Below are 23,165 nucleotides of genomic sequence, written 5' to 3'. Positions count from 1 at the left end.
TCCTGCGGGAAATCAGCGCAGGCGATCCAAGGTGCCGGAGAGCAGAGCAAGAGGAATGCCGCGACATCAAGACGCCACTTCGCTCGTTGATGTCACGCGCAGTTGCGCGCGCAGCTCGTGCGATGTGCGTCAGGTACCAGGTGACGCCTGACGCCTGACGCGTGATGCTGGTGCTTGATGCCGGGAGTGCGTAGCGCCTACTTCGCAGGCGAAGTTCTCCAGGCGCCAGACCTCGAAGGTCGTATCGCCGGCCGTCAGCGAGGAGGCGCGACGCAGGAGTGTCCGGAAGCACTGACCGCAGCCCCATCGAAAGAGCCGGCACCATACCGGCCCTGCGTCATGGTTGTGTCATGGGTCGGGGAGTCGGGAGTCGGGAGTGAAGCGAGAAACTGGCAACCGGACAGACTCGCACCCGGGTCGCGGGTGTTGAGGACCGGTACCGTCCTGACGCTCAGCGCTTTCAGCTACTGAACTACTCGATGAGCGTGACGATGGTGGCGCCCAGGTGGCTGCGTGGGTCGTCGTGGAAGGAGGCGACCAGGGAATGGGCGCTCAGTACCTGGTGTACGCGTGCGCGTTGCACGCCGATGCCACGGCCGTGCACGAGGCGCACCTCGCGCAGCCCGGCGGCGTGGGCTGCCTCGAGATAGGCATCGACCACATCGGGGATGTCGCGTGGCGCGAACGGGTGGAGATCGAACTCCGGCCCGATCGGCACGACGTGTGGATCTTCCATGGCACGGACAAGCAGAGCGCCGGTCGACCTGAAGGTCGACCGCTACAGTCGCCGGCGGAGCCGTCGAGCGCCGCGCGCGGTTCGCGGCTGATTGGAGAAACCGGGCACTGACGAGTGCCGAAGACCAATCGAGCGCTCCGCGCCACTTCGTAGGCGTCGACCTTCAGGTCGACGCACGAGTGCGCCGACTCCTTGCCGAACTCTAATCCTTCTGATACGTGGCGGTGACCGTCGTACGGATGCCGCCGCGTGGCGTGAAATCGCCGACCACGGTCATGCGCAGGGGCGCACAGGACGCGACGAGATCGTCGAGGATCTGGTTGGTCAGCGCCTCGTAGAACACACCTTTGTTGCGAAAGTCGAGCAGGTAGTACTTGAGCGACTTCAGCTCGATGCAGGTGGCGTCAGGCACGTAGGTGATGCGGATCTCGCCGAAGTCCGGCAGGCCCGTGACGGGGCACATCGAGGTGAACTCGGGGCACCGCGTCTCGATCTCGTAGGGCCGTCCCGGTCGTGGATTCGGGAACGTCTCGATGCCGGCACTGGCCATGGCTCGAGTGTACATCGGGCAGATTGACGTTTTTTGCCCAATTGACACGTGTTTCGCTTGTCGTTAGCATGTCCGCCATTGCGTTTCTTGCCTGAAATCGTGACACGCGCGCCACGAGATCGAGGCACGCTTCCAGAATTTGCGCGCGTGAAATTGGGGAGACAAGCGGATGGCCCAGGCCCAGAAGATGACCAAGTCGGCACTCTTTGCGTTCTTCGCTGACAAGTTCGAGGTGAAGCGCACCGAAGTGCGTGACTGGTTCGACGAACTCGCGGCGCTTGCAGAGAAGGAGATCAAGCGTTCGGGCGAGTTCACGCTCCCCGGCATGGTCAAGCTGTCGGTGCGCAAGAGCAAGGCCCGGATGGGTCGCAACCCGGCGACGGGCGAACCGATCAAGATCCCGGCCAAGACCCGTGTCAAGGCGACCGTGGTCAAGGCCATGAAGGACGCCGTCATGCCGCGCAAGTAGCACGGCCCGGTAGGAAGAAAGCCCCGCCGGACAGCGGTCCCGCGGGGCTTTTTCACATGCCGGCAATCCTGCTGAGCCGCGGGAACGCCAGCGTGAAACGGCTGCCTTCACCGACCGTGCTGGTCACGTTGATCGACCCGCCCAGCTGTTCCACGATTTTTCTCGAAATGGCGAGGCCGAGTCCCAGCCCGCGCCGTTTCGTCGTCACGAAGTCCTCGAACACCGCCTGAATCCGGTCGGCCGGGATCCCGCAGCCCGTGTCGCACACGTGCACTTGCACGCGATCATCGTTCCCGTCCACCTCGATCCACACGCGCCCCCCCGGCGGTGTGGCCTGCAGCGCGTTGAGCACCAGGTTGCGCAGCACCCGCCCGAGTGCGAACAGGTCTCCCTCGAGATAGAGCGTCCGCTCCGGGACCTCGCTCGCGGCCACGGTGACCCCCGCGACCGATGCCTGTGCCTGCATCCGCTCGACGACGTCAACCATGAGTTTGCCGGCGTCCACCGGGAATTTCTCGAGCGGGATTGGGCGCGCGAGGTTGCGCAGGTCTTCGAATGTCCGCTGAATCGTCGAGAATTCGCGCTTGACGAGCTTGGCAAACGTCGCGCGGTACTCCGCGTCGTCGTGCATCTGCAGCACCAGCTTGCAGTTGTTGTTGATGTTCTGGATGGGATGCGAGAGGTCGTGCACCAGGCCGGCGGCGATGCGGCCGAACATCGCCTGACGCTCCTGCCGGATCGCGGCCTGCTGCAGTTCCCCGAGCTTGTCGGCGGTGGCGTTGAATGCGTCACCAAGCAGCCGGAACTCATCGTCGCGCGTGATATGCACCCGTTGATCCAACCGTCCCTCGCCGATCGCCCGGATGCCTCCGAGCAGGTCCGAGATGGGCCGGAGCAGCGATCGCCCGAACGCGATGCCGATGGCGATGTTCGCGAGCAGCGCGAGGGTCACGAATCGTAGCAACTGCTGTTCCAGCCGTGTCGCGGGCGCGAACGCGTCCGCGGTGGGCTGCTCGACGATGACGCGCCAGCCGTAGCGTTCGAGCGGGGCCGTCGCGACGGCAAGCACCTCGACTCCATCGTAGGCGCGCGTGTAACTCGCACCGGCGACGGTGGTCGCCCTGGCCAGCGGGTGCGCGCCGATGCGTTCACGGCGTGCTATGCGCTTCTTTCCGTCGGGGCGGCCATCGGCGATGATGCGCCCCGTATCGTCCACCAGGAACGCGCGGCCGCTCATGCCGACCTTCACGTTGTCGACGACCTGCCACAGCTCCTCGAGCTGCAACTCGGCCACGAGGTAGGGCGCGAGCGGCTCGTCGAGCCGGAGTGTCAGCCGGGTGCGCGGCCATTGATCCCCATCGAGGTCCACCGGCAGGACCGTCAATGCGGCCTCGGTGAGATGCGCGAGCGGTGCCGGTGGCGCGGGCGTGAGGTCACTCGTGGCCAGGGGCACGCCCCGGGCATCGTAGAGCGTCAGGACCTTGATCTCGGGCGTGTTGGTCACCTGGTTGAGCAGGACCCGCTGCTGCTGCGCGTGCGTGAGCCCCGTGCCTTCGAGGTCCGACACCGCCGATTTCACGAGCTTTTCGGTGGATTTCAGGTACAGGGCGATCGTCTCGGCAGCGCGGGCGGCGATGGCCGCGTGGTTCTCCCGCACGGAATTCTGCGTCGTCGTGCGCAGCGTCCAGCCGGCGACGAGACCGAAGATCAGCAGTGGAACGAGCGCGGCGGTCGTCACGAGCAGGGCCATGCGTCGCGTGATCGGGATCACTGCCCCTTGCTCCTCACCGTCCAGCGCGCCAATGAGCCCAGCACGTCTCCCGACGAATCAGGGACTGTCACGCGGCGGCCGACGGCGCGGCTCGTCTCGCTCCAGAACAGGGAGACCGCCGGCGGGTCCTCGATGAGAGTCCGGTGCAGGGCATGAACGGCCTCGACGAAGGCCTCTCGCGTGGCGGCGGCACGGACCAGTTCGGCCGCGGGCGCGGCTGCCGTGTAGCCATGGTCGATCATCCGCGGGTGGCCGTGGTTTCCGAACGACGCGTACGGCATGCTCATGCCGTAGCCACTCACGACGGGTGAGACAAAGGCGTCGAAGTGGCCGCTGGCCAGCCGCGTGCCGAGTGCCTCGAGTGCGATCGGTTCCAGATCGATTGAGATGCCGATGTCGGCGTAGGCCTTCTGGAGCCGCCTGGCGATGCGCTGCATCATCGGGTCGTCCACCACGAGGCACGTGACTCGGAACCGGGGCTCGATCGCCCCAGTGGGCGTCCGTCGCTGCTGCAGTCCGCTCGCATCGAGCAACTGGCCGGCGCGCTGGCGGTCCACCGGGAACGCCTGCGCATCGTCCACATGTGGATGGGTCCAATGCTGGTGCCAGAGCATGTCGGCCGCGGGAATGCCGACGCCGCCGGCCACCTGCGCCACCAGCGCCTGTCGATCCACGGCGATGTTCATCGCCAGTCGCACGTCCCGTCGCCGGAGAATCGGATGACGGTGATTGAATCCAAGGGTGATGACATAGGGCTTGACGTTCGGGAAGATCTGCACGCCGTCCTCCACTGCCAGCAGACCGCGCGCCTCGCTCGGCACTTCGTAGAGGACGTCGACGTCCTCACGCAGCAAGGCGGCGACGGCAGCGCGGGGCGTCTCGTAGCGCCGAACCTGGATGGTGCCGATGCTCGGAGGGCCATGTCCCGACTGAGGGACAGCCACCAGCTCCGGTTCAGCGGGCGCGTCGTCCTTCGCCTGGTAGGCGCCAGCATCGACGGCTTGGGTCACCGAGAGGGACTCGAGCAACAGACTCGTCGGCTCGCGGAGGTGCACTCGCACCTCGCGTGGGCCCGCCTCCTCGACCGAGGTCACTGGCCACAACCCGGGAGTGCTGGGCCTGTCGACCGCCTCTCGAACCCGGGTCACGACATCGGCGGCGGTCACGATACGTCCGTCATGGAGCCGCACGCCATCACGAACGAACAGCGTCCATGTCCGCTGGTCGTCCGATCGGGTCCAGCGCTCGATCAATGCCGGCTGTTCGATCCCGGTCTGATCGACGCTGACCAGCCGGGTCTGGGTGAGAAGGAAGAGCAGCGGCGCGATGGGCACATCTGCGCTGGGCAGGGCCACGGTGATGCGGGCGGGCACGGCAGCCGCCGGCGCGTCCGCGCGTCCACATCCGGCCGTCGCGATGACGATACCGGGCAGGCACGCGAACACAAGCAGCACGGCACGACGCCGTGCGTCGCGACGTCCGGGAGAGCGGGCAGCGAGCGCGGTCACGCAGCGTACGGCGAGACCTCTCCGTGATGAGGGGCGCCGCCGACGCTGCTTGTATCACGAACCCGTGTGGCGCGACGTCGGTCGTGACGTCATGGGCTCGTCTCGTGTGTTACTTGGGCTCCGGCTGATCGCACGGGTAGTCGATGAGGAACGGGCAGAACGGCGGCTTGTCCTTGCTGACGCCGCGTTTGACGATGCGAATGGTCATGGTCGTCTCCAGGATGAATACATGCCGACTCGGCACCGGCGGTCAGGCCGGAACGCTTGCCGCAGCTGACGCGATCTCGCCCAGGGCCACCAGCATCCCCGGTCGATGGCAACTCGGCGCGTTGAGGTCGCCCTGCTCGTTGTGCGCGGCCACCGAGCAGCCGCCACCACACACGGGCACCAGCGCGCAGTCCCCACACGCCCGCCACGGCGCATGCGCCTCGAACCGATCACGCACCGCGTGATGCGCCGGGTCGAGCGCCGGGACGACGTGGCCAATCCGCTGGCCCGGCTCGCCGGTGAAGCCGGGGCACGGGTACAGCGACCCTTCCGGTCCCACCGTGTACGAGTGACGGCGGTGCAGTTCGCACGGGCCCATGTGTAGCCCGTCGAGCGTCGCGAAGCCGCTGGCCCTGGTTTCGGCCCGGAGCCAGGACATCCGCTCGTCGGCCAGCCCGCAGGTGTCGCACGGTGTTCCGCTGCCCGCGCCACTGCCGGCCGCGGTCATGCAGGTGCCACCGAGGGCGACCTGACGCGAGTCGACGGCCATCAACGGGATCACCCGTCCGCCGTCGGCCGTGCTCCGCACGACCGTGCCCGCGCCAGCCCTACCGGTATTCGGCCCGCGGATGATGGGCTTGAATGCAATCTTGGCGATGCGGTCGGCGAAGGGCTCGTTCCGCAGCAGTGCGAGCAGTTCCGGATAGCTGGCCGCACTCTCCACGTCGAAGTTGCCGCCGATGCTCAGGCGCACCTTGGGGGCGACGACGCGCATGTTGGCCAGGATGCGGTCGAAGGTGCCCTGGCCACCGCGCAACGGGCGCAGCCGATCGTGCGTCGCGCGGTCACCGTCCAGGGTGATCTTCACGCCCGTGAGACCGTACGGCAGCAACCGATCCACAACCGCCTCGGTGAGAAGCAAGCCGTTGGTGATGATGCTGATGTTCATCGCCACGCCGCGGCTCCGGCAGGCGTCCCACATGCGCTCGGCCAGCGCATACACGACGGGCAGGTTCAGGAGGGGCTCGCCGCCGAAGAACGTCAGGGTGAACCGTGGCGGCCCCAACGCGTCGAGCCGCTGTTCCATCCAGTCGCCGACCTGGGCGGCCTGTTCGAGAGACATCCTGGCGGCTGGCGTGGCATGCGCCTCGTGGTCCCCCTGGATGCAGTAATCACAGGCGAAGTTGCACTGCAGCGTGGTGAGTAGCGTGACGCGCAGGTGGCTCGCGTCGTCGCGGAGGTCGGTGAAGAACGTCTCGAGCGCGCGATCCTCGGCATCCCGGCTGTCGACGATGAACCCGAGCGCGGTCAGTTCGCTGACGGCCTCCCGGGCTGCGGGGTCCAGATGGGCAGCCTCGTCCCGGTCCACACGGCCGATCAACTGCACGACGTCGTCTGAGACGACGATCTGGGCGTCGGTCAGGGAATTGAACAGGAAGTGTTCGCCTGTGTCCGGGAGCGGGACGGATACCGTGAACCGCGACGCGCGCATGGCGGCGCCGTAGACTGCCAGAACGGTGCCAGAATTGACGGGTTTACGCCGGCTTCAGACGTAACGTTATAAGATGCAACGATTTAAACGGATCCAAGCACGAGTGGATGTCGCCCTGAAAGTGCGATTTCTGCAACCTCTACAGCTCTGAGGTGTCGGCAGGAACTGCTGGGGTGACGGCTGACCGGCACATCGAGGGGACCCGAAGACTCCGGCGGAGGCTCAGGCGTCCCGCAGCCGCCGGGTCACGTCGGTGAGGCGCAACCGCCCCATCCGGTGCTTCAGGGTGCTCAGCGGAAGGCGTAGTTGCCGCGCGGTGGCGGCGATGTTCCATTCGCCCTTCTCCAGGGCTTTCAGCAAGTAACTGCGCTCGAAGGCGGCGACGGCCTGGTCCAGGACACTCTCGCCCTGGTCGGCGGTCAGGGCCTCGAGCGCGGCCAGTTGCACCTCGAGCGGCAGGTCGGCCTCGGTGATCTCGGCCTTGTCGCAGACGGCGACCATCCGCTCGGCGAGGTTCTGCAGTTCCCGGATGTTGCCCGGCCAGGCATAGCGTTCCAGCACGGCGAACGCCGACGGCTCGATGCCGCGCACGACCTTCCGGAAGCGCAGCGCGTAGCGCCTGATGAACACGTCGAGCAGCTGCCCGAGGTCCTCCTTGCGATCGCGGAGCGCAGGCAACCGCGCCGGGATGACGTTGATCCTGTAGAACAGATCCTCCCGGAATCGCCCTTGCCGCACTGCCTCCGAGAGATCGGCGTTGGTCGCCACGACCAGCCGGAAATCCACCTGGATCGGGTGCCGGCCACCGACCCGCTCGATTTCGTCCTCCTGGATTGCTCGCAGGAGTTTCGCCTGCAACTCCAGGCGAAGGTCACCGATTTCGTCCAGGAACAAGGTGCCGCTGTTGGCGAGCTCGAACTTCCCGAGCTGCTGGCGGACGGCCCCAGTGAACGATCCACGCTCGTGCCCGAAAAGCGTGCTCTCGACCAGTTCGCTTGGCACCGCGGCCAGGTTCACCGCGATGAACGGCCCTTTCCGTCGATCCGACTCGGCGTGGATTCGTCGCGCGAGCATCTCCTTGCCGGTGCCGCTCTCCCCGGTGATGAGCACCGTGCTGTCGAGGCGTGCCACCTTCTGCACGAGGCTCACCACGGCTTTCATCGTTGCGCTCGTCCCGGTGACGAACTCCTCGTCCTGGGCCTGCACCTGCGCGGTCAGCGATTCAACGCGGTTGCGCAGGTCCTGCCGTTCGCTCGCGTTGCGCACCAGCGCCCGCAGCGCGTCGTAATCGAACTCCTTGGTGATGTAGTGGTAGGCGCCAAGTTTCATCGCCTGGACGGCCGTCTCGACATCGGTGATCGCCGAGATCATGATGACCTCGACCTCGTCGCGCTGCTCACGCACCTGCCGCAGCAGTTCGAGGCCGCCGATGCCGGGCAACCGGACGTCGAGCAACATCAGGTCGACCCGTGTCTGACGCAGGCGTGACAGGCCGTCCTCGGCAGACGAGACCGACAACACGCGATAGTCGCGCTTCAGAATCGCCATCAGCGTGTCTCGCATCCCCTCGTCGTCGTCGACGATGAGGATGGTCTTCAGGGCGGGTGCCATCGTGTTGGCTCATCTTATCCAACGCCAGCGCATCGGCGATGGAATTGCCGCGAGGCCGCCCCACGAAGCCTGTCGATCGGTAGGACGGCGGATGCACGGACCGGCAGGCGATCCATAATTGAGAGTTTTCACCGGGCGTCCTTCGGTTTATCCGAGTGGGGCATGCTGGGCGGGGCGCGGTCGACGCGTTCCCAGGGCCGGCGCAGGGGCGCGCCCGTCCTTCACTCGCAGAGGAGCAAGGGTTGGCAAGCGCATTCGATGTCGTGGTGATCGGCGCCGGAACTGGCGGCTACGTGGCGGCCATTCGTGCCGCACAACTCGGGCTGACGACAGCCGTGGTGGAGCGGGAGAACGTGCTCGGTGGCACGTGCCTGAACACGGGCTGCATTCCGACCAAGGCGCTGCTCGAGCATGCGCATGCCTTCAAGGTTGCGAAAGCCGCCAAGGACTGGGGCATCACGCTCGGCGAGGCTGCCGTCGGCTTGGACCTGAACGTGGTCCAGGACCGCAAGGACAAGATCGTCAAGGGCCTCACCGGCGGCATCGGGCTGCTGTTCAAGAAGAACAAGATCGAGTGGATCAAGGGATCCGCGCGCCTGCTCGGCAAGGGCACCATCGAGGTCACCGACGCTGCTGGCGCCACCAGCCAGATCACGGCCGGCAAGGAGATCATCGTCGCAACGGGATCGTCGCCGCGCAGCGTCCCGGGCATCTCGTTCGACTACCAGCGCATCATCACCAGCACAGAGGCGATGAACCTGCGGTCGGTCCCCAGGTCGATCATCGTCCTGGGCAGTGGCGCGGTCGGCGTCGAGTTCGCATCGATTTTCAACAGCTTCGGCACGACGGACGTGACGGTGATCGAATTGCTGCCGCGCATCGTCCCCAACGAGGATGCCGCCGTCTCGGAGTTGCTCGAGAAGAGTTTCCGCAAGAAGAAGATCCGCGTCCTGACGGGCACGAAGGTGACCGCAGCCGCCAACAAGGGCGACGTGGTGGAGATCACCGCGCAGTTGCCCGACGGCAAGACCGAGACGGTGTCGGCCGAGTACCTGCTCGTGGCGACCGGCCGCGGCCCGGTGACCGACGGCCTCGGCGCCGAGGAACTCGGCCTGGTGATGGAGCGTGGCTACATCAAGGTCGATGAGCTCCTGCGGACCAGTGTGCCGGGCATCTCCGCGGTCGGTGACGTGATCACCCTCGGCGACGGCGCGCACAAGCAGCTCGCTCACCTGTCGTCGGCTGAAGGCATCCTGGTGGCCGAGCGGATTGCCGGGCATGCGGTCCGGCCGATTACCTACGACCATGTGCCCGGTTGCACCTACTGCGACCCCGAGATCGGCAGCGTCGGCCTCACCGAGGCGCAGGCGAAGGAACGCGGCTACGACGTGCGGGTCGGCTCGTTCCCGTTCGGTGTCCTCGGCCGCGCCAAGATCGCGAACGAGACCGAGGGGTTCGTGAAGATTGTCGCCGAGACGAAGTACGATGAAATCCTCGGCGTGCACATGATCGGCCCGCGTGCCACCGAACTCGTGGCACAGGCCACACTCGCCCTGCGGCTCGAGTGCACCGTCGAGGAACTCATTCGCACCATCCAGGCACATCCGACGATGTCGGAGGCGGTGGGTGAGGCCGCGCACGCGACGCACGGAGCGCCCATTCACATGTAGGTAGCAGGTCTCAAGTCTCAGGTCTCAAGTTTCAAGTTTCAGGCGAGCCCTGAGCCCTGAGCCTGAGCCCTGAGCCCTGAGCCCTGAGACGTGAGCCGAGTGTCCCTATGCCCACAAACGTCGTGATGCCCCAGATGGGCGAATCGGTCGCGGAAGGTACCGTCGTCCGCTGGATCAAGAAGGTCGGCGACACGGTCGACCGGGACGAACCGATCTTCGAGATATCCACCGACAAGGTGGATGCCGAGATCCCGTCGCCGGCGGCGGGCGTGCTCCTGGAGATCAGGGTGCACGAAGGCGAGACGGTCGCCATCGACACGGTCGTGGCCGTGCTTGGGACAGGAGCTCAGGAGCTCAGGAACTCAGGAACTCAGGAGGGGGCGTCGCCGCAGCCGGATGGCACCGCGTCCAGTCCTTCCACGACGAGTCACGGGCACGACACCTCGGGTACCGACGTCGCGGGACAGCCCGCGGACGCTGCCGAGGGCCACGCTGCCGGGGCAGCCATGCCGGCGGCCAGCGAGTCGTCGGAGGAGGACACGACCGAGCAGCGTCGCCGGCAGAAGTCCTCGCCGTTGGTGCGCCGCATCGCCGAGCAACACCAGGTCAACATCTCGCAGGTGCATGGCTCGGGCATCAGCGGTCGCGTCACCAAGAGCGACATCCTGAAGTATCTCGACGATCGCCAGCACATGCCGTCCACGCCGGGTACGGCACGGGGCAGCGGCCTGCACATCCCCGCGTTCCAGGCCGGCGAGCCCGTCGACGTGCAGCCGATGTCGGTGATGCGCCGAAAGATCGCCGAGCACATGATGTACAGCCGGCGGACGTCGGCGCACGTGCACTCGGTGTTCGAGGTCGACTTCACGCGCGTCGCGGCCGCGCGGCAGGCCCGCAAGGCGGAGTTCGAGCGCGCCGGCACGAAGCTGACCTACCTCGCCTTCATCTCCAAGGCCGTGGCTGACGCCCTGCGGACGATGCCCGTCCTCAATGCCGCGATCGACGGCGATTCGGTCGTCTACAAGAAGGACGTCAACCTCGGCTTCGCGGTAGCCCTGGAGTGGGGTCTCGTCGTGCCCGTCGTGCACAAGGCCGACGAGAAGAGCCTGCTGGGCATCGCGAAGGGCATCGCCGACGTCGCCGCGCGCGCGCGCGCCAAGCAACTCAAGCCGGAGGACGTGCAGGGCGGCACGTTCACCGTCACCAACCCGGGTTCGTTTGGCACGCTGTTCGGCACGCCGATCATCAACCAGCCCCAAGTCGCGATTCTTGCCGTCGGCACCATCGAGAAGCGCGTGGTCGTCGTCGACGACATGATTGCGATGCGACAGCGCGGCTACCTGACGCTCGGATACGACCATCGCCTCGTCGATGGCGCCGTCGCCGACGAGTTCATGAGCAAGGTCAAGGCCGCGATCGAGTCCTGGGACTGATGAACAGCCTCGAGGTGACGCGCGCCGGTCTCGTGCCATACGAGGCCGCGCTCGCGCTACAGGCCGACCAGGTCACCGCGCGCAAGGCCGGCACCATCGGCGACAGCCTGCTCCTCTTGCAACATCCGCCGGTCATCACCCTCGGCGTGAAGGTACGCCAGTCTCGCGAGCACGTACTCGCGACCGACGACGTCCTGCGCGCCAGGGGCATAGCGCTGTACGAGGCCGGGCGTGGCGGCGACGTCACGTACCACGGTCCCGGTCAGCTCGTCGGCTATCCGATCCTCGACCTGAAGCCCGATCGGATGGACGCCCACCGGTACGTCCGCGACCTCGAGGAGGCCCTGATCGGTGTGTGCGCGGACTTCGGTCTTGCCGCGACGCGCAAGCCGGGCCTGACAGGGGTATGGGTGGGGGAGGAGAAGGTCGCCGCGATTGGCGTCCGGCTCTCGCGGTGGGTGACCAGTCACGGCTTCGCGCTGAACGTCGCTCCCGACTTGGATCCCTTCGGCCTGATCGTGCCGTGCGGTATCACCGACCGGGGCGTGACGTCGCTGGAACGCTTGCTCGGAACCGCACCCCCCATGGATGGCGTCGAGGATCGCGTCATCCACCACATGTGCCGGGTCTTCGATCGAAACCCCTGTTAAGACGCACGTCCGAGGTAAACGGATCCCGATGACCGTTAAAAAAGGCCACTAGACCTTCGTGAACTGGACCAGAGTATAGTTACCGCCTACGCTTTCACCTCGGAGCGACCCACCATGAGCCTAGACGTCGGGATTGTCACTCCCGTCTCCGGTGAGCTGTTGGACGGAGGCGAGATGAAGCGAGACAGCAACGCAGAGCGCACATTGGTCGAGCAGCTGCAGGCCGGCGTTCCCGGTGCCGTGGAAATGCTCGCGAGCACGTATGGCAGCAAGGTGTACCAACTGGCCTTCCGCTACATGAAGAACCGCGAGGACTCCGAGGAAGTGACCCAGGACGTCCTGATGAAGGTCGTCAAGAAGGTCGAGGCGTTCCGTGGTGACGCGGCTCTCTCGAGCTGGATTTATCGCATCACCTTCAACACGGCGATGTCGCGCCTGCGCAATGGCAAGTTCACGCGCCCGGCCGAAGTGTCCGAGCACGAGATGCAGGGACAGGACCAGGACGACGGCATCCGGCGCCTTCGTGGGGCGGCCGACTGGACGAGCCTGGCCGACGAGGCGTTCCTACGCACCCAGTTGCGTGGCCGCCTCGCCGATGCGATGAAGGACCTTCCCGAGATCTATCGCGCGCCGATCGTGCTGCGCGACATCCACGGGTTGTCCACCGAGGAAGCCAGTCTGGTGCTGAACGTGAAGAGCCAGACGCTGAAGTCGCGCCTGCACCGCGGCCGGCTGATCCTGCGCGAGCGCCTCGCCGACTTCGCCACCGGTCTCACGTTGCACAGCGTCGTCTGACGCTCAGCAGACACTCGTTCCTCCCGCTCCACCCAGGCCCGGTTTCCCCGCCTCGCCGCCCCCGGCGAGGATCGGCGGAACCGGGCCAATTCGTTGTTGGGCGGTCGAGCGCGTCGAGCAGGCTCGACACCCGTCCACGCTACTCGCCCGTGGTATCGCCCGCCTCCTCGAGTTCGGCGGTGCACTCCTTCACACCGAGTCCCTCGATCGAGACCACCACGAACCGCACGTGGTCGTACGTGACCTCGTCACCGATGATCGGCGGTCGTCCGAGCCGCGCCAGGATCAAGCCGCTGACGCTGTCCACCTCGTCGTGCTCCAGCGCAACGCCGAGTGCTTCGCCGGCTTCCTCGACGCGTGAGGTCCCGCTCACGCGCAGCACCCCGTCTGCCGTCCTGTAGATGCTGGTGTGATCGGCGGCGCCCTCGGCCACCTCGCCGATCACCTCATCGAACAGGTCCTCGTGCGTCAGCACCCCGGCGGTACCGCCGTGCTCGTCGATGACCACGGCCATCTGCGTTCGAGCGTCACGCAGCGTTTCGAGCACGACGTCGAGCGTCGCGGTATCCGGCACGGCCGGGATTGGCCGGACGATGTCGGTCGCGAGCACGCCGCCGCTCTCCTTCAGCAGGAGCAGGTCCTTCACGTTGACCATGCCGGTGAGGTGGTCGATGTCTCCCTCGTAGACCGGGTATCGCGTATACGGCCGCTTACGCACGGTGGCGGTCACGGTCTCGGCATCGGCGCCGAGCGGCAGTGCTGCCAGGCGCACCCGTGGCGTCATCACCTCCCGCGCCGTGAGGTCGCCGAACTCGAACAGTTCGCGCAGGATCTTGCCCGACTCCTCCCGCAGCATCCCTCCGGCCTCGCTCTCGGTGACGATGTGCGAGAGTTCCTCCGGTGAATACAGGTGTTCGTGCGATCGCTGCTGTCGTCGGACGCCGATGAGCCGCAGCAACGTGTTGCCGAGCGCGTTGAGCGCCAGCACGAGCGGAAAGCACACCGCCTGTATCACCAGCATCACCGGCGTGATCCACAGCACGGTCCGCTCGGCCCGCTGCAACGCGATCGACTTGGGAACCATCTCGCCGAAGACGATGTGCGCGTACGTCAGGATCGCGACGGCGACGATGCTGGCAAGCGTATGCGCGGCGATGTAGCGGCCGGCACCCAGTCCTTCCAGCCAGTGCACCAGTCGATCCGCGACCTGGTGCTCGCTGTACATGCCCAGGCCGAGACTCGCCAGCGTGATGCCGAGTTGCGCGGTTGCGATGAACCGATCCTGGCGCCGCGGATCCTCGAGCACGCCTTGCACGCGCCGCGCCAGCAGCTCGCCGGCCGCGACACGTTTGTCGATCGCGACACGCGGGGTGCCGACGATGGCGAACTCCGCCGCCACGAACAGCCCGTTCAGCAGCACCAGCACCGCCACGATGACGATCAGCGTCGTCATGTGCGCGACCTCGTGGCCCGCGGCGCCTTGATTCGCAGTGTCGACTTGGTGAATTCGTCAGGCGTCGGCCCGAGCAGCGACGACAGGATGTCGTCGAGCGTGACCATGCCCACGACCTGCCGCCGGTCGTCGAGGACGATGGCCTGATGCGCGCGGTGTCCACGGAGCTCGGCGATCAGCCGATCGCCTGTCATGGACTCGTCCACGACGAGGGCGGGCTGGATCACTTCCCGCAGCGACGCCACCGGACGATCCTCGACATGACGTACCAGCAGGCGCTTGGTGTTCAGGAAGCCGACCACCGTGTCGAGGTTGCCCCGGTAGACAGGCACGTTGGCTTGAGAGGAGCCGAGCGCCAGCAGCAGCACCTGGTCGATCGGTGTGGCCTCGTCGATGGCCTGCATCCGGTCGCGGGAGGTCATCAACTGCGCCGCCGTCCGGAGGCTGAATCGCAACGCCCGCTGCAGTCGCCGCAGTTCGTCAGGTTCGAGCAGGCCACCGTCGTGGCTCTCGGCGAGGAGCAGTTCGATCTCTTCCGGCGAATGCACGTGCCGGTGGGCGCCGTGCGCGCTGCCAAGCAGGCGCAGGATGAGCGTGCCTGACCCGTTCAGGAACCAGATGAACGGGCCGAGCAACCACAGTGACCAGCGCATCGGCCAATACGTGTAGAGCGCGATCTGCGTCGGGTACTCGAGTGCGAGGGACTTCGGCGCGAGTTCTCCCGCCACCATCGTCCCCACCGTGAGGATCAGCAGGATCACCGCCGCCGCTGCCGACGATGCGGCCACCGGGTCGAGGCCCACACGCTCTCGCAGCAGGGTCGCGAGGCCCGGTCCAAACGCGATCTGGCCGTACGCGCCGAGGATGAGGCTGCCGAGCGTGATGCCGACCTGGCAGGCGGCGATGTAGCGGTCGAGGGCGCTCGCGTCCTCGAGGATGGGGAGGAGACCTTTCGCTATGGCATTGCCGTCCTCTGCCATCTGCCGGATGCGGCTGCGGCGGACGGAGACGGCGGCGAATTCGGCGGCGACGTACAGCGCGGTCATCGCGACCATCGAGGTCACGACGAGCAAGGGAGTGATCACGTCAGCGGCCCGCGCCAGAACCCGCGAGCCCGGCGCCGGTTCCCGGCGGCGTCACCAGCCGTGCGCGGCCACCTGGAGCAAACCGCAGCACATCGACGCGCGGTGCACCGGAACCACCGTCTGTCACCCACCAGCAGGGGAAGGTCGGCCGGGCGCCGAACCATGCCGCCTCGGCCAGTGAGGCGGCTGCGGCGGCCAGCGTGAGCGGGCCCGGTGGAAACGAGGCCGCGAGACGCTGATCGAGCCGATGCTGTCTCTCGCGTTGCAGCGCGGCATCGGCGGCGACACCGTCGATGGCGGTCCGGGACCAGTCGATGCCGCAGGCGCCCGGTGCCGTTCCGGCCTTGACGCCGACATGGACCAGTGCCGGGCTGAGATCCACGTCGAGCGCGATCAGGGAGCGTGCCGCGCTCGCCACGGCGAGCGGAGCCGCGCCGACGAGACGGTCGGGTGCGACAGCCCCCGTCGCCACTGCGCGCGACATCACCACGCCATGTCCGGCGTCCGCGCAGACGACGATGGCGTCCGGCGATCGGCGGTGCAGCGCCGCAAGGTGCGTCAGCGGGTCCGGGTTGACTGGGTCGGCGAGGATGGCCACCCATGCGCCAGCCGCCTCGTCCAGCGAGGTGCTGCCCTTGACCCTGGTGCTGCAGCCATCGACGGGCCCGGACTGCAGGATGTCGAGGGCCTTGCCGGCGGCGAGGGTCTTCTCGGCATCGATCAGGCGAATTTCGTCGAACCGACCGCGCGAAGCCAGCGCATAGGCGAGGGCACCGCCGAGCGGGCCGGCTCCGAGGATGGCGACGAAGGGCATCAATGTTAAGCGTGGCAGACGCCACGCGACACCGGTAGTGTAAGGGGCATGACTTCCCAGCCTCAACTCGACGGCCATGTCGCCATCGTCACCGGAGGTTCACGGGGGATCGGGCTCGCCGTCGCGCGCGGGTTCGTGGCCCGCGGTGCCAAGGTCGTCGTTTCGGGCCGTTCCCGGACCGACCTGGACGCGGTCGCCGCCGAACTGGCTCCCAGCGTGGCCGTGGTGGAGGGAGATGTCGCCAACCCGGCTGTAGCCGACGCGATCGTCAGGACCGCCGTCGATCGTTTCGGTGGCCTCGACACACTCGTCAACAACGCGGGTGTCGCCACGTTCACCAATGTCGCCGACATGAACGTGGACGACTGGCATCGCATGATCGCCACCAACCTGACCGCCGTGTTCCTGTGCACGAAAGCGGCGATCCCGGCACTGAAGCAGCGGGGCGGTGGCTGGATCATCAACATCAGCAGCCTGGCGGGGCGCAATTCGTTCGCGGGCGGCGCGGCCTACTGTGCCACCAAGGCGGGGCTCAACGCGTTTGCCGAGTCGGTGATGCTCGAGGTGCGGCAGGACAACATCCGCGTGTCCACCGTGATGCCCGGATCGGTGCAGACCGCGTTCTCGAAGGGCGGCGACGCGCCCGAACACGAGTGGAAGCTGTCGGCCGACGACGTGGCACAGGTGGTGTTCGACCTGCTCGGCCACAGCAAGCGCAGCCTGCCGAGCCGAGTGGAAATACGACCCAGTAAACCGAAATGAGACCTTGACGAACGCTGAGCGTCGAACGCCTCTAGCGCTTAGCGCGGGTTCGCGCGTCGACAAAGGTCGACGCCTACAGGCTTCCTTCCGCTGGAGAAAGCTTTCAGATCGAGTGGACGGCCTGCAGCGGCGACTATGGTGGAGGCTGACGGCTTCGCCGGCGACTGTAGCCGCCGACCTTCAGGTCGGCGGATGGGTCCCTACCGACGCTTCATGGTCAGTGCCACGCCCCAGGCCACGGCCGGGAAGAGGAAGAAGGCGCCGAGGCCGGTTGCGAGCGTGCGCGGCGGGATGTGCAACCGGTCGAGGCCGATGCCCGTGAGCAGGATCGCCGCGGCCGACATGAACGTGTGAAGCGCCAGTTCCAGGGCGAAGATGCGGCCTCGAATGCGCGCCTCCACGGCCAACTGCAGCAGCACCGAGCTGAGCACCCAGAGCAAGGTCCCGAAGACGTGCGCCCAGACGACCGACATCGCGCCGATGGCGAGTGTCGGAGCGTTGGCGAGGCTCAGGTAGCCGAGTGAGGCCAGGCCGTAGCACCACGGCACCAGGCCGCGCAGGCGCGGCGCGTCCATGCGCTGCACGGCCCGGGCGAGTAGCGCCCCACCCACGGCCCCCACACCGCGCGCGGCGAAGAGCACGCCGATACCCCGCGCCGCCGTTTCTCCAGGTGACGTCGCGAAAACCCGCTGCCCGAACACCGTGAGCAGCAGCATCATCCCCCCGGCAACGGCCCAGACACCCTTAATGCTGAGCAGCGCGAGTGTTGCCGGATGCTGCCGCAGATAGTCGATCCCATCGCGAACACGTAACCGCGTGCCTTCGAGACGATGCTGGTGGTGGTGCGTCTCGACGACGTGCAGGCCCCGCAAGGCAGCGGCCGAGGCAAGGAACGAGAGGCCGTTGCAGATGAAGGCCGCGTCGCGCCCGACGAGCACCGTGATCGCGCCGCCCACCGAGGCGCCGATAGCGAGCATGACCGCCCACGTGGCCGCCGACAAGGCGTTGGCCGTGATCAGGGACTCGCGCGGCACCACGTCGGGCAGCATGGCCGTTCGCGCCGGCTCGAAGAACGCAGTGGCGATGACCCCGAGTGTGACGAGCACGAACGCGAGCCAGATCTGATCGGCCGACCTGACGAACACGAGCCCGGCAAAGAGGACGGCGCGGGCGAGGTCGGCGCCGATCATCAGCGTCCGACGCGACATGCGATCGACGATGACGCCGGCGAGCGGACCGACGAGCGCGAGCGGAAGCAACTGCACGACCATCATCGCCGCGACTAGCGTCGCGGAGCCCGTCAGGTCGAGCAGCAACGCGTACACGGCGACGGCATTGAACCAGTCGCCGAGCTGGCTCACCACCTGCGCGATCCACAGGCGGCGGAACTGCGGATTGTGGAGCAGCAGCGCGGTGAACGTCATGCCGCGCGCCAGGCGCGCCGCCGATCGCTCGGGGCGCCGAAGCCCCGGCGGAGGCGGCCGCCGTGCCCCACGGGGCAGCGCGTCACGGCTGGCGTCATGCGCGCATGTTGCCGGCCCGACGCCGCGGTCACGTCAGCGGGACGCGCTGCGCTCGGCGACGTCACGAGCCGAGCACCCGGGCCAGCGTGGGGGCATCGATGTTGGCGCCGGTGACCAGCAGCACGAGCGGATCGGGGAGGTGGACCAGCGTACCCGCGAGCAGTGCCCCGATCGCGATGGCGCCCGCTCCCTCCGCGACCAACCGCTCGTGTGCGAACAAGGCGCGTACGCCTTCCACGACGAACGGCTCGGGTACGAGATGGACCGGGATTCGCCCCAGTCGCACGAGTTCGAATGTCAGCGCGTCCTGCTCGAGGTTGCCAAGGAGGCCATCGGCAAGCGAGGCCCCCGGCACGATCGTCGTCGTGTGCCCAGCTGCGAGTGCCTGCGTGAAGGCCTGGTTCGCGGACGGTTCGACACCGACCACCGCCACGCGCCCATCGGCGGCCGCGGCGACGCCGGCGAGCAGGCCGCCGCCACCGGTGGGGACGACGATGGCTGCCGCCTCAGGCAGGTCCTCGAGAATCTCGAGCGCGACGGTCCCTGCCCCGGCGATCACGTCCGGATGGTTGTAGGCCGAGATGAAGACGCCGTCGCCCGCGGCGGCCGCGGCGAGCGCGCGCGACTCGGCCTCGTCGTAGTCGACACAGTCGGCGACAATCGTGATGCCGCCGCCCCGGAGGCGATCGAGCTTGGCGCGAGGGGCGTCTCGCGGCACGAAGATGGTGAGGCGCGCCCCGAGTTCACGCGCCACGCTGGACAACGCCACCCCATGGTTGCCGGCAGAGGCCGTCACCAGGGGAGGCAGGACCGGGTCGCGTTCCGCGAGCGACAGCAAAGCGTTGCACGCCCCGCGTCGCTTGAAGGCACGGGTCCGCTGCAGCGACTCCAGCTTGAGCCACGTGTCCCGACCGGTCGCCTCGGACAGGCCGTCGGCGTGGATCAGGGGGGTTCGGCGGATGTGCGCGGCGATGCGGTGGGCAGCCGCCTGGACGTGAGCGAGTGAGACCAACATGCTGATCGAATCGTGTGCCGTGCCGCCGTTCGAGAAGAACGGCTACGTGGTGGCGTCCTCGGCGACCGGCGACGCCATCGTCATCGACCCCGGCGACGAGGTCGAACAGTTGATTGCCATTGTCCGCCGAATGGGCGTCACGGTCCGCTACATCATGTTGACGCATTCGCACCTCGACCACATCTCGGGATGCAACGAGGCGAAGGCGGAATGGGCCGTGCCGCTGGTTCTGCACAAGGACGACCTGTTCCTGTACGAGCGAGCGGTGCAGCAGGGCATTGCCTTCGGCATCGGCATGCACCCGCAGCCGCCGATCGACGCCTGGTTCGATCAGCAGCCACAGTGGGCGTTCGGCGACTGCGTCGTCATCGTCCACCACACGCCGGGGCACAGCCCGGGCCAGGTCTGTCTGCAGATCGGCGAGGGCGGCCAGCCCGCCGACGTCCTCTTCGTTGGAGATACTCTGTTTGCAGGGTCGATCGGCCGCACGGACCTTCCCGGCGGCGATCACGAGACGCTGCTGCGATCGGTGCGTGACCTCCTCTTCCCGCTGGGAGACCACTGCACCGTCTACCCGGGGCACGGGCCGGCGACGACGATCGGAGAGGAACGGCGGACGAACCCGTTTCTCGCCAGCATCCGCTGACGAATGCCGAACGTCGAACGCCGAACGCCGAACGCTGCGACATCGCGCCAACGCCGTGGAGTGTGGACACCAGTCTGGCACGCGGCCTGCCCAACTGACTGCGGTACCATCATGGGCATTCCGGTAGGCACGAAAGCGTAAGTGCGGCAGGAGCGAGCGCGTGGCTCCACCGCCGTCCCTGTACGCGCGCGCCGGTCTGGCCCAACGCCATGCGTCTCGTCTCTGCTGAGCGAGTCGGCTCGTACGAAATCCTCGGCCACCTGGGATCCGGGGGCATGGGCGAGGTGTATCGCGCCCGCGACGTACGCCTTGGTCGCACCGTCGCCCTCAAGGTCGCGTCCGATATTGCTGGCAGCGCCGACGCCGACCTGCGTGCACGCTTCGAACGCGAGGCGCGCGCCATTGCCGCCCTCGACGACCCACACATCTGCAGCGTGTACGACATCGGCGAGCGCGACGGCATGCTGTACCTCGTGATGCCCTGTCTCGAGGGCCAGACGCTGGCCGCGCGGCTCGCGAACAGGCGTCCGCTGCCGCTCGAGGACGTCCTGCGCATCGGCCTGGAAGTCGCCGGCGCACTGGAGCGCACGCACCGCGCCAACATCACGCATCGCGATCTCAAGCCCGCCAACATCATGTTGACGAGCACCGGGGCGAAGCTGCTGGACTTCGGCCTGGCGAAGGTATTGGCGCCATCGAAGGCGAACGTGGTGCCGGGCGTCACGCAGATCGCGACCGAAGCTCCGGTCACTGCGGCGGGGACCCTGATCGGGACGGTGCACTACATGGCGCCCGAGCAGGTCGAGGGCCGGGAGGCCGACGCGCGGAGCGACGTCTGGACCTTCGGCGCGGTGGTCTACGAGATGGCGACCGGTCGTCGCCCATTCGACGGCCCCTCCGCCGCGTCGGTCATCGGGGCGATCCTGCGGGATCAGCCGCCGCCACTCTCGTCGCGCCAGCCACTGGCTCCTCGGCTGCTCGATCACGTTGTCGCGAGATGCCTCGCGAAAGATCCGGACGAGCGCTGGCAGAACATCGGCGACGTCGGACGCGAGCTGCGATGGATTGCCGAAAGCCGCGCCGAGGCCCCGGACGAAGCGGCTCGAAGCCCACTCGTGCGGCGCAGCCTGTTCAGGTGGTCGAGCGTGGCCCTCGCGCTCGCGATACTTGCGGCATCGGCCGCCGCCCTTGGATGGTTTGGCAGGGGAACGCCGATCGAGCCTTCGTCACGCGCATCGATCAACATAGCGCTCGATTTGGGCCTTGACGCCGTGGCGGGTACCGACATCATCGGCGCGTCGGCCGTCCTTTCTCCTGACGGCACGCGCATCGTGTTCGCCTCCGTGGACCGCGGCGGCATTCAGGGCCTCGCGACTCGCCGCCTCGATCAACTGGAGGCGACGCCCTTGCCCGGCACCGTCGGCGCCCATGCACCATTCTTCTCTCCCGATGGGCAGTGGGTCGGCTTCTTCGCGGCCGGCAAACTCAAGAAACTCCGCCTCGCCGGCGGAGAACCGGTCACGCTCTGCGACGCGCCGGCCGGCCGTGGCGGGAGCTGGAGCGACGATGGAACGATCGTCGCGGCCCTGGATACGCGCGACGTCCTAAAGCTGGTGTCGGCTGACGGAGGCACCCCCAGGCGGGTGACGAATCTGGGGCCCGGAGAACCGGGCCATCGGTGGCCGCGCTTCCTGCCGGGTGGCAAGGCGGCACTGTTCACGGTGACCAGCGCGCCCGCCAACCACACATCCGCCAGCATCGGAATCATGGACTTCGAGCGCAACCTCCAGCAAGTCGTGCTCCCGAATGCAGGACTCTCGCCCTCCTACCTCCCTACCGGACACCTTGCCTACGTGTCGAAAGGGACGCTGTATGCGGTGCCATTCGACCTCGATCGGCGTGAAGTGCATGGTGATGCATTCGCCGTGATGGCGGGCGTCGCCGACAACGCCGTGTTCGGAGCGGCCCAGATCGACGTGTCGGCCGGCGGCACGATGGTGTACCGCAGCGGCACCACGGACGCACTCCGAGTCCTGGAATGGCTTGACCGCACGGGACGAACGGCACCGATGGGCCTCGAACCGGCGCTGTACCAGCACCCTCGCGTGTCGCCGGACGGAAGCCGCATCGCCGTCGAGGTCAATCAGGGAGCCACCTCGCACATCCTGGTGTACGACTGGCAGCGGGGGACGCGCGTGCGCCTGGCCGGAGGGTCCGGGGTCAACACATCTCCCCGCTGGAGCCCAGATGGGCAGTACATCGTCTTCCAGTCCGCAGGCCGTCTGTTCTCGATGCGAGCCGACGGTGGGAGCCCTGCCCAGCCCCTGACCGCGCGCCAGAACGGCCTGCAGTTCCCGGGGGCTTTCACGCCGGACGGCAAGCGGCTCGCATTCTTCGAAGTGACAACTGGGCGGGGAAGCCTGATTCAGACTGCCGGGCTCGAAGTCAACGCGGACCGGCTGCAGCTCGGTGAGCCGGTCGTGTACCGCCAGACGTCATCGAACAACCCGAATCCGGAGTTCTCGCCGGACGGGCGTTGGCTGGCCTACATGTCGACCGACTCGGGGGGATACGACATCTATGTGCGAGCGTTCCCCGATACCGGCAAGCAGTGGCCCGTCACGACCGGCGGCGGCAGCCATCCGGTATGGTCGCGAAGTGCCAACGAGTTGTTCTACCGAGCGGATGATCAGCGTGTCATGGTGGTGCCGTACACGGCGACGGGAGACACCTTCGCGGCGGGACGGCCGCGGGTGTGGTCCGATCGGCGCATTCAATACCTCGGGCTTACAGCGACGTTCGATCTGGCGCCCGACGGCCAGCGCGTCGCCGCGGTGCTATCGGCCGCGGCCCTGGAACCGGCCCAGAAGCACGCGACTGTAGTGCTGAACTTCTTCGACGAGGTGCGACGACGTGTCACGACCTCGACGCGATGACGCCGTGTCGTCGCGGTCAGCGTTCGACGTTTGGCGTTC

At 67.3% G+C, this 23,165-nt stretch carries 19 protein-coding genes; 8 read left to right on the top strand and 11 right to left on the bottom strand.

What is annotated here, in order from left to right; translation table 11 throughout:
- Window positions 1-472: 472 nt before the first annotated feature.
- Together LuPra_RS30055 and queF are read right to left on the bottom strand one after the other, a co-directional pair.
- Window positions 473-736, bottom strand: coding sequence for a Smr/MutS family protein (locus tag LuPra_RS30055; protein WP_110174192.1), 264 nt, complete (start codon window positions 734-736; stop codon window positions 473-475).
- Between the two features lie 202 nt (window positions 737-938).
- The gene (gene queF / locus LuPra_RS30050; RefSeq protein ID WP_110174191.1) at window positions 939-1,286 is read right to left on the bottom strand and encodes a preQ(1) synthase; all 348 of its coding nucleotides are present in this window, start codon (window positions 1,284-1,286) and stop codon (window positions 939-941) included.
- A 169-nt stretch (window positions 1,287-1,455) separates the two neighbouring features.
- On the opposite strand from queF, the gene LuPra_RS30045 reads away from it, so the two are divergent.
- Window positions 1,456-1,755, top strand: a complete 300-nt coding sequence (locus LuPra_RS30045) for an HU family DNA-binding protein (protein ID WP_110174190.1) — start codon at window positions 1,456-1,458, stop codon at window positions 1,753-1,755.
- 52 nt (window positions 1,756-1,807) lie between these two features.
- Here the strand turns inward: LuPra_RS30045 and LuPra_RS30040 are convergent, their stop codons facing one another.
- The 4 genes from LuPra_RS30040 to LuPra_RS30025 form a co-directional block, all read right to left on the bottom strand.
- Window positions 1,808-3,526: a sensor histidine kinase gene (locus tag LuPra_RS30040; protein ID WP_110174189.1), complete on the bottom strand. Its 1,719-nt coding sequence runs from the start codon at window positions 3,524-3,526 to the stop codon at window positions 1,808-1,810.
- Window positions 3,523-4,980 (bottom strand): ABC transporter substrate-binding protein, encoded by a 1,458-nt coding sequence (locus LuPra_RS30035; protein WP_157899860.1) that lies wholly within the window; start codon window positions 4,978-4,980, stop codon window positions 3,523-3,525. Before LuPra_RS30035 ends, LuPra_RS30040 begins: the two co-directional genes overlap by 4 nt.
- Before the next feature lie 304 nt (window positions 4,981-5,284).
- Complete coding sequence (locus LuPra_RS30030; RefSeq protein WP_110174187.1) at window positions 5,285-6,733, bottom strand: radical SAM/SPASM domain-containing protein; 1,449 nt, start codon at window positions 6,731-6,733, stop codon at window positions 5,285-5,287.
- Between the two features lie 222 nt (window positions 6,734-6,955).
- Window positions 6,956-8,344, bottom strand: a complete 1,389-nt coding sequence (locus LuPra_RS30025; RefSeq protein WP_110174186.1) for a sigma-54-dependent transcriptional regulator — start codon at window positions 8,342-8,344, stop codon at window positions 6,956-6,958.
- 242 nt (window positions 8,345-8,586) lie between these two features.
- On the opposite strand from LuPra_RS30025, the gene lpdA reads away from it, so the two are divergent.
- The 4 genes from lpdA to LuPra_RS30005 all read left to right on the top strand — a co-directional run bounded on the left by lpdA (window position 8,587) and on the right by LuPra_RS30005 (window position 12,892).
- Window positions 8,587-10,014, top strand: coding sequence for a dihydrolipoyl dehydrogenase (gene lpdA, locus LuPra_RS30020; RefSeq protein ID WP_110174185.1), 1,428 nt, complete (start codon window positions 8,587-8,589; stop codon window positions 10,012-10,014).
- 107 nt (window positions 10,015-10,121) lie between these two features.
- Entirely contained in the window at window positions 10,122-11,447 is a 1,326-nt protein-coding gene (locus LuPra_RS30015; RefSeq protein WP_110174184.1) for a dihydrolipoamide acetyltransferase family protein, read from the top strand.
- Complete coding sequence (gene lipB / locus LuPra_RS30010; RefSeq protein WP_110174183.1) at window positions 11,447-12,097, top strand: lipoyl(octanoyl) transferase LipB; 651 nt, start codon at window positions 11,447-11,449, stop codon at window positions 12,095-12,097. Before LuPra_RS30015 ends, lipB begins: the two co-directional genes overlap by 1 nt.
- A 114-nt stretch (window positions 12,098-12,211) precedes the next feature.
- Entirely contained in the window at window positions 12,212-12,892 is a 681-nt protein-coding gene (locus tag LuPra_RS30005; protein WP_110174182.1) for an RNA polymerase sigma factor, read from the top strand.
- Between the two features lie 139 nt (window positions 12,893-13,031).
- Here the strand turns inward: LuPra_RS30005 and LuPra_RS30000 are convergent, their stop codons facing one another.
- From LuPra_RS30000 to LuPra_RS32425, 3 genes are read right to left on the bottom strand one after another with little or no spacing between them, the layout of a single operon-like run.
- A complete protein-coding gene (locus LuPra_RS30000; RefSeq protein WP_110174181.1) occupies window positions 13,032-14,345 on the bottom strand; it encodes a hemolysin family protein in 1,314 nt (437 codons plus the stop codon).
- Entirely contained in the window at window positions 14,342-15,430 is a 1,089-nt protein-coding gene (locus LuPra_RS29995; RefSeq protein ID WP_110174180.1) for a hemolysin family protein, read from the bottom strand. Before LuPra_RS29995 ends, LuPra_RS30000 begins: the two co-directional genes overlap by 4 nt.
- 1 nt (window position 15,431) lies before the next feature.
- Complete coding sequence (locus LuPra_RS32425) at window positions 15,432-16,244, bottom strand: hypothetical protein (RefSeq protein WP_162472862.1); 813 nt, start codon at window positions 16,242-16,244, stop codon at window positions 15,432-15,434.
- 48 nt (window positions 16,245-16,292) lie between these two features.
- Between LuPra_RS32425 and LuPra_RS29985 the strand changes: the two genes are divergently transcribed.
- Window positions 16,293-17,006 carry an SDR family oxidoreductase gene (locus LuPra_RS29985; protein ID WP_110174179.1) on the top strand — a complete coding sequence of 238 codons (714 nt, stop codon included), beginning with the start codon at window positions 16,293-16,295 and terminating at the stop codon, window positions 17,004-17,006.
- A 200-nt stretch (window positions 17,007-17,206) separates the two neighbouring features.
- Here LuPra_RS29985 and LuPra_RS29980 read toward each other — a convergent pair whose 3' ends face one another.
- A complete protein-coding gene (locus tag LuPra_RS29980; protein ID WP_110174178.1) occupies window positions 17,207-18,430 on the bottom strand; it encodes an MFS transporter in 1,224 nt (407 codons plus the stop codon).
- 160 nt (window positions 18,431-18,590) lie between these two features.
- The gene (locus LuPra_RS29975) at window positions 18,591-19,544 is read right to left on the bottom strand and encodes a threonine ammonia-lyase (RefSeq protein ID WP_110174177.1); all 954 of its coding nucleotides are present in this window, start codon (window positions 19,542-19,544) and stop codon (window positions 18,591-18,593) included.
- Between LuPra_RS29975 and LuPra_RS29970 the strand changes: the two genes are divergently transcribed.
- On the top strand, window positions 19,543-20,190 hold the full coding sequence (locus LuPra_RS29970) for an MBL fold metallo-hydrolase (RefSeq protein ID WP_110174176.1): 648 nt from the start codon (window positions 19,543-19,545) through the stop codon (window positions 20,188-20,190). The two genes, LuPra_RS29975 and LuPra_RS29970, sit on opposite strands and share 2 nt — an antisense overlap.
- A 209-nt stretch (window positions 20,191-20,399) precedes the next feature.
- Window positions 20,400-23,126: a protein kinase domain-containing protein gene (locus tag LuPra_RS29965; RefSeq protein ID WP_110174175.1), complete on the top strand. Its 2,727-nt coding sequence runs from the start codon at window positions 20,400-20,402 to the stop codon at window positions 23,124-23,126.
- The last annotated feature ends 39 nt before the right edge of the window (window positions 23,127-23,165 follow it).

Origin of the sequence: Luteitalea pratensis, assembly GCF_001618865.1 — a bacterium.
GTDB lineage: Bacteria > Acidobacteriota > Vicinamibacteria > Vicinamibacterales > Vicinamibacteraceae > Luteitalea > Luteitalea pratensis.
This window is presented reverse-complemented; position numbering and strand designations above follow the sequence as displayed.

Bases quoted from the DNA above. Each gene is read 5' to 3' on its own strand.
- LuPra_RS30055 (WP_110174192.1), bottom strand. From the start codon at position 736: ATGGAAGATCCACACGTCGTGCCGATCGGGCCGGAGTTCGATCTCCAC.
- queF (WP_110174191.1), bottom strand. From the start codon at position 1,286: ATGGCCAGTGCCGGCATCGAGACGTTCCCGAATCCACGACCGGGACGG.
- LuPra_RS30045 (WP_110174190.1), top strand. From the start codon at position 1,456: ATGGCCCAGGCCCAGAAGATGACCAAGTCGGCACTCTTTGCGTTCTTC.
- LuPra_RS30030 (WP_110174187.1), bottom strand. From the start codon at position 6,733: ATGCGCGCGTCGCGGTTCACGGTATCCGTCCCGCTCCCGGACACAGGC.
- LuPra_RS30025 (WP_110174186.1), bottom strand. From the start codon at position 8,344: ATGGCACCCGCCCTGAAGACCATCCTCATCGTCGACGACGACGAGGGG.
- LuPra_RS30015 (WP_110174184.1), top strand. From the start codon at position 10,122: ATGCCCACAAACGTCGTGATGCCCCAGATGGGCGAATCGGTCGCGGAA.
- lipB (WP_110174183.1), top strand. From the start codon at position 11,447: ATGAACAGCCTCGAGGTGACGCGCGCCGGTCTCGTGCCATACGAGGCC.
- LuPra_RS30005 (WP_110174182.1), top strand. From the start codon at position 12,212: ATGAGCCTAGACGTCGGGATTGTCACTCCCGTCTCCGGTGAGCTGTTG.
- LuPra_RS30000 (WP_110174181.1), bottom strand. From the start codon at position 14,345: ATGACGACGCTGATCGTCATCGTGGCGGTGCTGGTGCTGCTGAACGGG.
- LuPra_RS32425 (WP_162472862.1), bottom strand. From the start codon at position 16,244: ATGCCCTTCGTCGCCATCCTCGGAGCCGGCCCGCTCGGCGGTGCCCTC.
- LuPra_RS29985 (WP_110174179.1), top strand. From the start codon at position 16,293: ATGACTTCCCAGCCTCAACTCGACGGCCATGTCGCCATCGTCACCGGA.
- LuPra_RS29980 (WP_110174178.1), bottom strand. From the start codon at position 18,430: ATGACGTTCACCGCGCTGCTGCTCCACAATCCGCAGTTCCGCCGCCTG.
- LuPra_RS29970 (WP_110174176.1), top strand. From the start codon at position 19,543: ATGCTGATCGAATCGTGTGCCGTGCCGCCGTTCGAGAAGAACGGCTAC.
- LuPra_RS29975 (WP_110174177.1), bottom strand. From the start codon at position 19,544: ATGTTGGTCTCACTCGCTCACGTCCAGGCGGCTGCCCACCGCATCGCC.
- LuPra_RS29965 (WP_110174175.1), top strand. From the start codon at position 20,400: ATGCGTCTCGTCTCTGCTGAGCGAGTCGGCTCGTACGAAATCCTCGGC.